Below are 11,291 nucleotides of genomic sequence, written 5' to 3' on the forward strand. Positions count from 1 at the left end.
GCGCATGAGCACGACCTACCCCCTGCCCTACGCCTGGGCGCGCGAACACCGGCTGCTGCTGCAGCAAGACAGCGACGGCAGCATCCTGTGGGCGCCGCCGCCCAGCGCCGACAAGCGGCTGGCGCTGGCCAGCGCCCTGGGCGAGGTGCTGCGCCGCCACGGCCCGAGCCGGCTGCAGACCGAGGACGAGGCGGCCCTGATGCAGCGCATCAGCGCCGCCTACGCCAACCGGGGCGATGCCAGCGCCGCCGAAGTCGTCAGCGAGGTCGAGAGCGATGCCGACCTCAGCCGCATGATGCAGGACCTGCCCGCGATCGAGGACCTGCTCGAGACCGCCGGCGATGCCCCCATCATCCGCATGCTCAATGCGCTGCTGACCCAGGCCGCGCGCGACGGCGCCAGCGACATCCACATCGAGCCCTACGAGCGCCACTCGAGCGTGCGCTTCCGCGTCGACGGCACGCTGCGCGAGGTGGTGCAGCCCAACCGCGCGCTGCACGCGGCGCTGATCAGCCGCCTCAAGATCATGGCCGAGCTCGACATCGCCGAGAAGCGGCTGCCGCAGGACGGCCGCATCAGCCTGCGCCTGGGCACGCGCGCCATCGACGTGCGGGTCTCGACGCTGCCGAGCGCGCATGGCGAGCGCGCCGTGCTGCGCCTGCTCGACAAGTCCGAATCCAAGCTCAACCTGGAGGCGGTCGGCATGCAGGGCCAGACCCTGCAGCGCCTCGAGCAGCTGATCAACCAGCCGCACGGCATCATCCTGGTCACCGGCCCGACCGGCTCGGGCAAGACCACCACCCTCTACGCCGCGCTGCAGCGGCTCGACGCCTCCCAGCTCAACATCATGACGGTCGAGGACCCGATCGAGTACGAGCTGCCCGGGGTCGGCCAGACCCAGGTCAACGCCAGGATCGACCTGAGCTTCGCCAAGGCGCTGCGCGCCATCCTGCGCCAGGACCCGGACGTGATCATGATCGGCGAGATCCGCGACTTCGAGACCGCGCAGATCGCGATCCAGGCCTCGCTGACCGGCCACCTGGTGCTGGCCACCTTGCACACCAACGACGCCGCCAGCGCCGTCACGCGGCTGACCGACATGGGGATCGAGCCCTTCCTGCTCGCCTCCTCGCTGCTCGGGGTGCTGGCGCAGCGCCTGGTGCGCAAGCGCTGCACCCATTGCCAGGGCGAAGGCTGCGCGCATTGCGGCCAGACCGGCTACCAGGGCCGCACCGGCATCTACGAGCTGCTGGTCACCGACGACGCGATCCGGGCCCTGATCCACCGCCAGGCGGCCGAGAGCGAGATCCGCGCCCAGGCCCTGGCCGGCGGCATGGTGCTGATGCGCGACGACGGCGAGCGCCTGGTGCAGGCCGGCATCACCAGCCGCGAGGAGCTGCTGCGGGTGACCCGGGATTGACCTGGGTCAAGACCCGGTGCATGCTGGGTCCGGCCGGAGCGGCCTCGGGTCGGGTATGCTTTTTGCGTGCATCCCGGCCCGGGATGCCTTGTGCAAGCCATCCCCTTCCATCGATTGAGGTATTGAGATGAAACGTCGTCAAGTATTGACCCTGGCCTGCGCCTTGGGTGCCTGTTCGCTGGCGCTGGCCCAGAGCTACCCGAACAAGGTGATCAAGCTGCAGGTGCCGTTCGCGCCCGGCGGCACCACCGACGTGGTCGCGCGCATCATTGCCGATCCGCTCGGCAAGGCGCTGGGCCAGAGCGTGATCGTCGAGAACAAGGCCGGTGGCGGCGGCAGCATAGGCGCGGCCGAAACCGCGCGCGCGGCGCCGGACGGCTACAACCTGGGCCTCGCGACAGTCTCGAGCATGGCCGCCAACCCGGCGATCAATCCGAAGATCCCCTACAACCCGGTGACGGACTTCACGCCCATCATCAACATCGCCGCCACGCCCAATGTGCTGGCGGTGCATCCGAGCTTTCCGGCCAAGGACTACAAGGCCTTCATCGAGGCCGTGAAGAAGGCGCCGGGCAAGTACTCGCACGCCTCGTCGGGCACCGGCACCATCCTGCACCTGCAGATGGAACTGTTCAAGGAACAGACCAAGACCTTCATCACCCATATCCCCTACCGCGGCTCGGGTCCGGCGCTCAACGATGCGGTGGCCGGTCAGGTCGAGATGATCTTCGACAACCTGCCCTCGGCGCTGCCCTTCATCCAGACCGGCAAGCTGGTGCCGATCGCGGTCGCGGCGCCCAAGCGCCTCGAGCAGCTGCCCAATGTGCCGACCTTCAAGGAAGTCGGCCTCGAGCCGGTCAACCGCATGGCCTTCTTCGGCATCATCGGCCCCAAGGGCCTGCCGAAGGAAGTGGTCGACAAGGTCAATGCCGGCGTGCGCAAGTCGCTCGAGGACCCGGCGGTGCGCAAGCGCATCGAGGGCACCGGCTCGCTGATCGTCGCCAACCAGCCCGAGCAGTTCGCCACGCAGATCAAGTCCGAGTTCGAGATCTACAAACAGGTGGTCAACAGCCGCAAGCTCAAGCTCGACTGAACGGACCCGAGATCGGCCGTCCGGCAGCCAATCGACAGCTGACGGATGGCTGGGAGCCAGCGAGGGCGGCTGATGGGCCGGCCTGGGCTCATCCGGCCGCGTTGATCTCGAACTGCGCCTGATCGCGCACGCCAGGCTCCCAGGCGCGCTGGTAGGCAAACGAGAGCCGGCTCGTGCCCGCGGCGAGCGACTCGAAACGGAAGCGCTCGATGCCGCCGCCGCCGACGGCCATGGCCGCGCCTGCCGCCGCACGCGCCAGGCTGAAGTCGCGCCCGACCAGCCTGAGCGCGGCCGGATCGAAGTCGGGCTGCCACTGGTAGCCCGTGGTCGGGTTGGACTCGAGCTCGACGGTGAACTGCTCGCCCGCCCGGACGCCGATGCGGGCCTGCTCCCGGGTATATGTCTTCGGCATGCCTGCGACCTTGCTGCAAGGATGAAAAACCGCCGCGCGGCGGGACCGTCGACCATGATAGCGCCGGCCCCGCGCGCGGCCCGGCTCAGTACGACAGCGTGAGCTTGAGTCCAGGCCGGTTCCTGAGCAGCGTCAGCAGCTCCTCGAGCCCGGGCTCGACCGCCGCGCCACCTTCGCCCTCGGCCAGCAGCTCGTCGAGCTCCTGCTGCGCCGCCTGCTCGTCCTCGAGCGCGGCATCGGCCAGCTCCTGGTCGGCCTCGTCGGTCGGCGCAGCCGCCTCGGCGCCCGGCTCGGTCCAGGCCGCGAACAGCTCGACGGCCGACGGTCCGCCGGCCCCGGGCAGGCCGAAGTCCGGCCCGAAGACATCGCCCGCCGCCTCGAACGGCTGTCCGGCCGCCTGTTGCGAGCCGCATTTGCATCCACATCCACTCATATCGTCCTCCTGGTGTTGGGTGGTGGGACGGACACTGCCGCCCCTGGCCAATGCCTGCAAGGCGCGCCGCTTCAGGTCGCCTGCAGGGCGCGGCAGAAGGCGGCACGGAACTGCGGGCAGACCTTGAGCACGGACTGGACCCGGTTGACCACGGCCATCACGGTGCTCGAGCACAGGGACAGGCGCCCGACCCGGCAGACATGGAACAGCAGGCAGGCGCGCAGCGCGCGGTTGGTCTGGGCCGCGCTCAGCACGCTGCTCAGGTAGAGCCGGTGCTTGATGCAGGGATCGATCACCGGCACCGGGCATTGGCTGAGCTGCACGTCGTAGAACGCGAACTGGGTGTCGAGGCCGCTGTCGCCATAGGCGATGCGGAACCAGCCGCGCTGGCCGTCGGGCCCGAGCTCGCCCCAGTTGCTGCCCCAGCTGTTCTTGCAGATCCAGTACTTGTCGGTCTCGTTGTAGCCGACCACCGAGATCGCGTGGTAGCCCGCCAGGCTACCGCTGACATGCTTGTAGATGCCGCCCGAGTAGCTGAAGAAGTCCTGGTAGACCGCCATGCCGGCGACCATCGGGCCGCGTGCGGACAGCAGGTTCTTGCGGTCGGCCAGCGCGAGCACCTGGGTCCAGCCGGCAATCTTGAACATCGGCACGACGCCGGGCTTGCAGGGCTGGTTGCTGTCGACATAGGGGAAGTCGGCCTCCTTGGCGACCCCGGTGTTCTTGCAGAATTCGAGCGCGGGGGCGAAGTTCCAGCCGTTGCCGCAGCAGTTGCCGCAGCCGCAATAGAACAGGTGGGACTCCGACAGGTCGAGGTCGAGATTGGGGTTCTGGCAGGCGATGTTGGCGCGCGCCTCGATGGTGGCCAGCGTGCCATGGGCGACGCAGGAACCGCAGGCGCCCTGGTTCTTGATCGGCGTAGTCCAGTTGCCGCCGTTGTTGCGCCAGTCGATCGCGAGCGGGAAACCGGCCTCGGCCTGCAAGGCGCTGAGCGCGGAGGCGGCCTTGATCGCCTTCTCGGTCGCGTCGAGTTCGGCCTTGTCGACGCGCAGGCCCAGCATCGTCTTCTGCTCATCGGCGCTCAGCTGCGACACGCTGGTGGCGGCGGCCTGCCAGTCCAGGCCCTCCTTGGCAATTGCGTTCTGTATGGTCTTGAGGCTGTCCGTCATTTGTCGATCTCCCTGTGAAGCAAGGCCTGCTGCTGCAGTGCAGGCCGGTCTGCCACGCGCTGGCGCCTGGCCCCTGATCGCCCGCCTGCCGCAGCTCCGCTCTGCAGGAAGCTCCGCCGCCGGGCGATGGCAGCAGCATCTCAGCGCCAAGGTTCCAAATCAGTTACAGCCGGCCTGGGTATCGACCCAGCACAGGCTGCGCGCGAGGCTGACCTGTCCATGCCTGACATGGATCCAGTTGACCGGCGCCTCGCCGGGCGCGCAACCGAGGCGACGCAGGCGGTGCAGCGCGACCTTGAGGTTCTGCTGCGCCTGGTCGCCGTCCGAGTCGGGCCAGAGCAGGTCGGACAGGCGCTCGGCCGGCACCTTGTAGCCGCCTTCATGGATCAGCGCCAGCAGCAGCGACTTGGTGCGCTGCCCCTTCCAGTCGCGGTCGTAGAGGCGCCGACCCCGGATCTCGACGACGAATTCGCCCAGGGTATGGATGCGCACATGGGCCTGGGCGCTCGAGGCCGGCGCCGGGCCGCCTTCGAGCCGGCGCTCGAGCTCGAGCAGGCTGTCGGGCCCGCGGTGCGGCGATGCCAGTGGCTCGCCGAGCGGCAGCAGGGTGCGCGCCGTCGCCAGCGCCTGGCGCGCGCGGTCAAGTTCGCCAGCCTGGGCTTCGAGCCGGGCCAGCTCGAACCGGCCCATGGCAGCCAGCAGGCTCAGGCCGAGGCGGCCCCAGTCCGGGCCGAGCTGCTGCAGCAGCGAGCGGGCCTCGTCGGCCCGTTGCAGGTCGGCCAGGGCCTGGGCCTGCAGCAGGCCCGCCAGCAAGCCGGCCAGCCCGGCCCCGGCCCGGCTGCCGGCACTGGCGCATTCCTCGGCATGGACCAGGGCGCGCAGGGCATCGCCCTGCCGCAGGGCCGCGACCCCGAGCACGAAATGCCGGCCGGCCTCGAGCAGGGTCAGCCGCAGGGGAAACAGCAGCAGCGCGAGGCGGGCCGAGAGCGCCGTGACCTGCTCCCGGCAACCCAGCAGCGCCGCCGCGTAGAGGGCCAGCTCGAGCCGCAGCAGCTCGGCCGGGCCCGGGTCGGACATGGCGTCTCCGGTGCCAGCCAGCAGCTCCAGCGCCCCGGCGCCATCCCCCCGCAGCAGGCGGTTGAGGGCCAGCGCGATCTCGAGCCAGCAGCGGGCCGGCGCGGGGAGTCCGGCCGCGCGGCTGCCGAGCTCGGCATCGGAGAGCCGCACATCGGCGCGCACCAGCCGGCCGGCCAGGCTGTCGGCGATGCCGGCCAGGGCGCGCAGCAGCAGCTCGTTCGGGTCGGCGGCATCGAGCTGCTCGAGCGCCTGGGCAAGATGCTGGCCGGCGGCGGCAACGTCACCGTCGCGCAGCAGGGCGACCAGCCCGAGGCGCTGCAGCGCTTGCGCCCTGGGCCGGGCCGGCAGCCCGGCCTCGAGGCTGTCGCGCAAGGCCTGGCGCCAGGGCTCGAGCTGCTCGAAACCGCGCGCCGCGCACAGGATCGCATCGATGGCCTGGCAGGCTTCGGCCGCCCGCTCTGCGGGCGCCAAGGCTTGGTCCGGATCTGACATGGTCCCCCCTGAGTCGGCCAGACCGGACGGGACCGACCCACCCAGCGCCGACCGACTTCCATTCATTAGTTTTGCCGGAAATTCTAGTGACAAATCCTGTCCCTACAATGCCCGCATGTCCACCACCTTGCCCTCCCCCCGCCTGTCCATGCTCGACCTGGTCGCCGTGCGCCAGGGCAGCAGCGTCGCCGATGCGCTGGCGCTCGCGAGCCGTACCGCCCGGCATGCCGAAAGCCTGGGCTTCGTGCGCTACTGGCTGGCCGAGCACCACAACATCCCCGGCGTCGCGAGCTCGGCCACCGCGGTGCTGGTCGGCCATGTCGCGGGCGCGACCGAGCGCATCCGGGTCGGCTCGGGCGGCATCATGCTGCCCAACCACGCGCCGCTGGTCGTGGCCGAGGCCTTCGGCACCCTGGCCGAGCTGTATCCGGGCCGGATCGACCTAGGCTTGGGCCGCGCGCCCGGCACCGATGGCCTGACGATGCGCGCGCTGCGGCGCGACCGGGTCGAGTCGGAAGACGATTTCCCGGCCGATGTCGCCGAGCTGCAGCGCCTGCTCGCGCCGGCCCAGCCCGGCCAGCGCCTGGTCGCCCTGCCCGGCGCCGGCACCGAGGTGCCGATCTGGCTGCTGGGCTCGAGCCTGTATTCGGCCCGGCTGGCAGCCGAGCGCGGCCTGCCCTACGCCTTCGCCTCGCATTTCGCGCCGCGCCTGCTGCTGCAGGCGATCGAGCTGTACCGGCAGAACTTCAGGCCCTCGGCCCAGCTCGACCGGCCCTATGTGATGATCGGCGTGCCGCTGGCGGCAGCACCGACCGACGAGGAAGCCGAATACCTGGCGAGCAGCCATTACCAGCGCGTGCTCGGCATCCTGAGCAACCAGCGCGGCCTGCTGCCGCCGCCCGATGCGGGCTTCATGGAGCGGCTGCCGGCGCAGCACCGCGCCGCCATCGTCGACTTCCTGGCCGCGGGCGTGATCGGCGGCCCCGCGACGGTGCGCGAGGGTTTCCTGCGGCTGGCCGAGCTGACCGGCGCCGACGAGCTGATGCTGGTGTGCGACATCCACGACCCGGCGCTGCGGCTGCGCGCGCTCGACATCGCGGCGCAGGCCTTGGCCGACGCCTTCCCGCAAGCCGCCCTGGCGGCCTGAGAACGAGAGCTCATGCCCGCCTACCGCTACGAAGCCCTGGATGCCGACGGCCGCAGCCAGCAAGGCCTGCTCGAGGCCGATACCGCGCGCGCGGCGCGCGCCCTGCTGCGCCAGCGCGGACTGATCCCGCTCGAGATCGCGCCGGCCATGGCCAGCGAGGAGGAGCCAGCCACCGGCTGGAACCGCCAGCTCTGGCGCGCGCGCACCTTCAACGCCAACAGCCTGTCGGTCTGGACCAGCCAGCTCGCGGGGCTGGTGAGTTCGGGCCTGCAGCTCGAGCGCGCGCTGGCGGCGCTGGCCGACGAGGCCGACCAGCCCGAGCAGCAGCGCCTGGTCGCCAGCCTGCGCGCCGAGGTGAATGCCGGCTCCAGCTTCGCGCGCGCGCTGGCCCAGCATCCGCGCGAGTTCGACGCCAGCTACCGCGCGGTGGTCGCTGCGGGCGAACAGGGCGGCCAGCTCGGCGCCGTGCTCGACCGGCTGGCGACTGACCTCGAGGAACGCGAGGCGCTGCGCAACAAGCTGATCTCGGCCGCGCTCTACCCCGGCATCGTGACCCTGTTCGCGGTCGTGATCGTGATGTTCCTGATGAGTTATGTCGTGCCCCAGGTCGCCAACGTGTTCGCCGGCAGCAAGCGCGCGCTGCCCGCTCTAACCGTGGTCATGCTAGGCCTGAGCAATCTGGTGCGGCAATGGGGCTGGCTGCTGGCGCTGCTGCTGGCCGGCGGCGGGATCGCGCTGGTCCAGGCGCGGCGCAACGACGCCCTGCGCGAGCGCATGGACGCCGGCTGGCTCAAGCTGCCGCTGCTGGGCCGGATCGCGCGCGGCTACAACGCGGCGCGCTTCGCGGCCACGCTCGCGATGCTGGCCGGTGCCGGCGTGCCCATCCTGCGCGCGCTGCAGACCGCGGCCGAGACGCTGAACAACCGCGCGCTGCGCGCCGATGCGCTCGATGCGCTGGTGCTGGTGCGCGAGGGCGCGCCGCTGGCCGGCGCGCTGGCGTCGAAGAAGCGCTTCCCGGGCCTGATCTCGATGTTCGCGCGCCTGGGCGAGCAGACCGGCCAGCTGCCGCTCATGCTCGAGCGCGCGGCCGGCCAGCTCAGCGCCGAGGTGCAGCGCCGCGCGCTGCGCCTGGCCACCCTGCTCGAGCCGCTGCTGATCGTCGTGATGGGCCTGGTGGTGATGCTGATCGTGCTCGCGGTGCTGCTGCCCATCATCCAGCTCAATCAGCTCGTGAAGTGAATCGCGGCGCTAGGGCTTAAGCTAGCCGGGCCGCCACCCCAGGAGTCCACATGCCAGCCACCCTAGAAGGCCAGCTCGTCGTCGCGATCTCGTCCCGGGCGCTGTTCGACTTCGAGCAGGAGAACCTGGTGTTCGAGCAGGGCGACGACCGCGCCTACATGCAGCTGCAGCTCTCGAGGCTGGAGCAGCCAGCAAAGCCTGGCGTCGCCTTCTCGCTGGTGCGCAAGCTGCTGAGCTTCAACGCGCCCGGCGAACAACGCGTCGAGGTGGTGATCCTGTCGCGCAACGATCCGGTGTCGGGGCTGCGCGTGTTCCGCTCGGCCCGGCATTACGGCCTGGGCATAGAGCGCGGCGTGTTCACGCGCGGCCAGCCGCCCTGGCGCTACCTGCGCCCGCTGCGCGCCAACCTGTTCCTGTCGACGCACCTGAGCGACGTGCGCGCCGCGCTCGACGCCGGCGTGCCGGCGGCCCAGGTCTATCCGCAATCGGTGCGCGCCAGCGATGCCCATCCGCACGAGGTGCGCATCGCCTTCGACGGCGACGCGGTGCTGTTCTCGGACGAGGCCGAGCGCATCTACCAGGCCCAGGGCCTGGGCGCCTTCCAGCAGCACGAGATCGACCGCGCCGACCAGCCGCTGCCGGGCGGCCCGTTCAAGCCGCTGCTCGAGGCGCTGCAGAAGCTGCAAGATGCTGCCAGCGCCGGCATGCGGCTGCGCACCGCGCTGGTGACGGCGCGCAGCGCACCGGCGCACGAGCGCGCCATCCGCACCCTGATGGACTGGGACCTCGCGATCGACGAGGCGATGTTCCTGGGCGGACTGCCCAAGGGCGAGTTCCTGCGCGAGTTCGAGCCCGATTTCTTCTTCGACGACCAGACCGGCCACATCGAATCGGCCGCCCAGCATGTGCCATCCGGCCATGTGGCGTCCGGCATCGCCAACCCCTGAAGACCCCATGAGCCTGCTGACCAAGCTGAACCAGTTCCGCCATTTCGCGGCCCGCGCCTGGGCGCTGTCCGCGCCCTATTTCGGCTCCGACGAGAAATGGAAGGCGCGCGGCCTGCTCGCCGCGATAGTGGCGCTCAATCTCGGCGCGGTCTACATGCTGGTGCTGATCAACGAATGGAACCGGGTCTTCTACGACGCGCTGCAGAACAAGAACGCCGAGGTGTTCTGGCAGCAGCTCGCGCGCTTCACCGGACTGGCCTTCGGCTACATCCTGATCGCGGTCTACCGCTTCTACCTGACCCAACTGCTCGAGATCCGCTGGCGCGCCTGGATGACGGCCCATGTGATGGGGCGCTGGCTCGGCCACAAGGCCTTCTACCGGCTCGAGCTGATGCGCTTCACGCGCGAGAACGAGCGCCTGCCCGACAACCCCGACCAGCGCATCCAGGAGGACCTGGGGCTGTTCACCTCGTCGGCGGTGGGCCTGAGCATGGGCCTGCTCAACGCGGCCGTCACGCTGGCGAGCTTCGTCGGCATCCTGTGGGGGCTGTCGGGCAGCTTCGGCTTCCATTTCAACGGCAGCGACTGGAACATCCCCGGCTTCATGGTCTGGATGGCGGTGATCTATGCCTTGGTCGGCAGCGTGCTGACCCACTACATCGGCCGACCGCTGATCGGGCTGAACTTCGAGCAGCAAAAGCGCGAGGCCGATTTCCGGCATCACCTGGTGCGGGTGCGCGAGTACAGCGAGGCGATCGCGCTCGATCGCGGCGAGCCGGTCGAGCAGCGCCAGCTCGGTGGCCATTTCGGCGCCGTGCTGAAGAACTACCTGGCGCTGATCAAGGCGCAGAAGCGCCTGACCTGGTTCACCGTCGGTTTCGGCCAGGCGGCGGTGGTGTTCCCGTTCGTGGTGGCGGCGCCGCGCTTCTTCAGCGGCGCGATCCAGCTCGGCGAACTGATGCAGATCGCCTCGGCCTTCGGCCGGGTGCAGGATGCGCTGTCCTGGTTCGTCGACAACTACGACGCGCTGGCGCGCTGGCGCGCGACCACCGACCGTCTGACCGGCTTCGAGGACAGCCTGCGCAGCGCCAACGGCCAGGACTTGCTCGGCGCCAGCGCCGGCGACGAGCTGCGGCTGGAGCAGCTGACCCTGTCGCTGCCGGACGGCCGCGTGCTGCTGCAGGGCGAGGGCCTGGCGCTGCGCCCGGGCGACAGCGTGCTGCTGCAGGGTCCGTCGGGCAGCGGCAAGTCATCGCTGTTCCGCACCCTGGCCGGCATCTGGCCCTATGCCCAGGGCCGCATCGGGCTGCCGGCCGGCTTCGAGCAGGACGCGATGTTCCTGCCGCAGCGGCCCTATTTCCCGACCGGGCGGTTGCGCGACGCGCTGGCCTACCCGGCGGCGGCCGAACGCTACAGCGACGCCGAGCTGCGGCAGGCGCTGCGCGACGCGCTGCTGCCGCAGCTGACCGACCGGCTCGACGACGAGGATGCCTGGGGCCAGAAGCTCTCGGGCGGCGAGCAGCAGCGCCTCGCGGTGGCGCGCGCGCTGCTCAAGAAGCCGCGCTGGCTGTTCGCCGACGAGGCCACCAGCGCGCTCGATGCGGCGGCCGAGCTCGAGATCTACGGCAAGCTGCGCGCGCTGGTGCGCGACAGCGGCGGCGCGCTGGTGTCGATCGCGCACCGCCCCTCGGTGGCCGCCTTCCATGAGCGACAGTGGACGGTCGAGGCCTCGGGCCGGCTGGCGGGCTAGGGCCTGTTAACGCAAGTTGACAAGGCAGTGGACTTGGCTCGAAACTGTTGCGATGCAACTGACTCGCGAGCAATTCGAACAGATCGCTCCGCTGCTGCCACGCCAGCGGGGC

At 70.4% G+C, this 11,291-nt stretch carries 10 protein-coding genes; 6 read left to right on the forward strand and 4 right to left on the reverse strand.

The features are described 5' to 3' along the window. Window positions 1–4: 4 nt before the first annotated feature. Both C6P64_RS00185 and C6P64_RS00190 read left to right on the forward strand, forming a co-directional pair. Window positions 5–1,420 carry a GspE/PulE family protein gene (locus C6P64_RS00185; protein WP_105746581.1) on the forward strand — a complete coding sequence of 472 codons (1,416 nt, stop codon included), beginning with the start codon at window positions 5–7 and terminating at the stop codon, window positions 1,418–1,420. Between the two features lie 127 nt (window positions 1,421–1,547). Then, window positions 1,548–2,513 carry a tripartite tricarboxylate transporter substrate binding protein BugE gene (locus C6P64_RS00190; protein ID WP_105746582.1) on the forward strand — a complete coding sequence of 322 codons (966 nt, stop codon included), beginning with the start codon at window positions 1,548–1,550 and terminating at the stop codon, window positions 2,511–2,513. Between the two features lie 88 nt (window positions 2,514–2,601). Here C6P64_RS00190 and C6P64_RS00195 read toward each other — a convergent pair whose 3' ends face one another. The 4 genes from C6P64_RS00195 to C6P64_RS00210 form a co-directional block, all read right to left on the reverse strand. After that, the gene (locus C6P64_RS00195; RefSeq protein ID WP_105746583.1) at window positions 2,602–2,925 is read right to left on the reverse strand and encodes a protease inhibitor I42 family protein; all 324 of its coding nucleotides are present in this window, start codon (window positions 2,923–2,925) and stop codon (window positions 2,602–2,604) included. Between the two features lie 85 nt (window positions 2,926–3,010). After that, on the reverse strand, window positions 3,011–3,358 hold the full coding sequence (locus C6P64_RS00200; RefSeq protein WP_105746584.1) for a hypothetical protein: 348 nt from the start codon (window positions 3,356–3,358) through the stop codon (window positions 3,011–3,013). Between the two features lie 71 nt (window positions 3,359–3,429). Continuing rightward, window positions 3,430–4,527, reverse strand: a complete 1,098-nt coding sequence (locus tag C6P64_RS00205) for a C1 family peptidase (protein ID WP_105746585.1) — start codon at window positions 4,525–4,527, stop codon at window positions 3,430–3,432. Between the two features lie 159 nt (window positions 4,528–4,686). After that, window positions 4,687–6,096 (reverse strand): AfsR/SARP family transcriptional regulator, encoded by a 1,410-nt coding sequence (locus tag C6P64_RS00210; protein ID WP_146115831.1) that lies wholly within the window; start codon window positions 6,094–6,096, stop codon window positions 4,687–4,689. Between the two features lie 115 nt (window positions 6,097–6,211). Between C6P64_RS00210 and C6P64_RS00215 the strand changes: the two genes are divergently transcribed. Genes C6P64_RS00215 through C6P64_RS00230 form a run of 4 tightly spaced genes read left to right on the forward strand, consistent with a single transcriptional unit; the run spans window position 6,212 to window position 11,179 of the window. Then, a complete protein-coding gene (locus C6P64_RS00215) occupies window positions 6,212–7,243 on the forward strand; it encodes an LLM class flavin-dependent oxidoreductase (RefSeq protein ID WP_105746587.1) in 1,032 nt (343 codons plus the stop codon). A gap of 12 nt (window positions 7,244–7,255) precedes the next feature. Next, window positions 7,256–8,482, forward strand: coding sequence for a type II secretion system inner membrane protein GspF (gspF, locus tag C6P64_RS00220; protein WP_105746588.1), 1,227 nt, complete (start codon window positions 7,256–7,258; stop codon window positions 8,480–8,482). Window positions 8,483–8,532: 50 nt separating this feature from the next. Continuing rightward, window positions 8,533–9,429, forward strand: coding sequence for a 5'-nucleotidase (locus tag C6P64_RS00225; RefSeq protein ID WP_105746589.1), 897 nt, complete (start codon window positions 8,533–8,535; stop codon window positions 9,427–9,429). A 7-nt stretch (window positions 9,430–9,436) separates the two neighbouring features. Beyond that, complete coding sequence (locus C6P64_RS00230) at window positions 9,437–11,179, forward strand: ABC transporter ATP-binding protein/permease (RefSeq protein ID WP_105746590.1); 1,743 nt, start codon at window positions 9,437–9,439, stop codon at window positions 11,177–11,179. The last annotated feature ends 112 nt before the right edge of the window (window positions 11,180–11,291 follow it).

It is taken from the genome of Malikia granosa, assembly GCF_002980595.1.
GTDB classification, from domain to species: domain Bacteria; phylum Pseudomonadota; class Gammaproteobacteria; order Burkholderiales; family Burkholderiaceae_C; genus Malikia; species Malikia granosa.

Coding starts and splice junctions, on each gene's coding strand:
- C6P64_RS00185 (WP_105746581.1), top strand. CDS start 5: ATGAGCACGACCTACCCCCTGCCCTACGCCTGGGCGCGCGAACACCGG.
- C6P64_RS00190 (WP_105746582.1), top strand. CDS start 1,548: ATGAAACGTCGTCAAGTATTGACCCTGGCCTGCGCCTTGGGTGCCTGT.
- C6P64_RS00195 (WP_105746583.1), bottom strand. CDS start 2,925: ATGCCGAAGACATATACCCGGGAGCAGGCCCGCATCGGCGTCCGGGCG.
- C6P64_RS00200 (WP_105746584.1), bottom strand. CDS start 3,358: ATGAGTGGATGTGGATGCAAATGCGGCTCGCAACAGGCGGCCGGACAG.
- C6P64_RS00205 (WP_105746585.1), bottom strand. CDS start 4,527: ATGACGGACAGCCTCAAGACCATACAGAACGCAATTGCCAAGGAGGGC.
- C6P64_RS00210 (WP_146115831.1), bottom strand. CDS start 6,096: ATGTCAGATCCGGACCAAGCCTTGGCGCCCGCAGAGCGGGCGGCCGAA.
- C6P64_RS00215 (WP_105746587.1), top strand. CDS start 6,212: ATGTCCACCACCTTGCCCTCCCCCCGCCTGTCCATGCTCGACCTGGTC.
- gspF (WP_105746588.1), top strand. CDS start 7,256: ATGCCCGCCTACCGCTACGAAGCCCTGGATGCCGACGGCCGCAGCCAG.
- C6P64_RS00225 (WP_105746589.1), top strand. CDS start 8,533: ATGCCAGCCACCCTAGAAGGCCAGCTCGTCGTCGCGATCTCGTCCCGG.
- C6P64_RS00230 (WP_105746590.1), top strand. CDS start 9,437: ATGAGCCTGCTGACCAAGCTGAACCAGTTCCGCCATTTCGCGGCCCGC.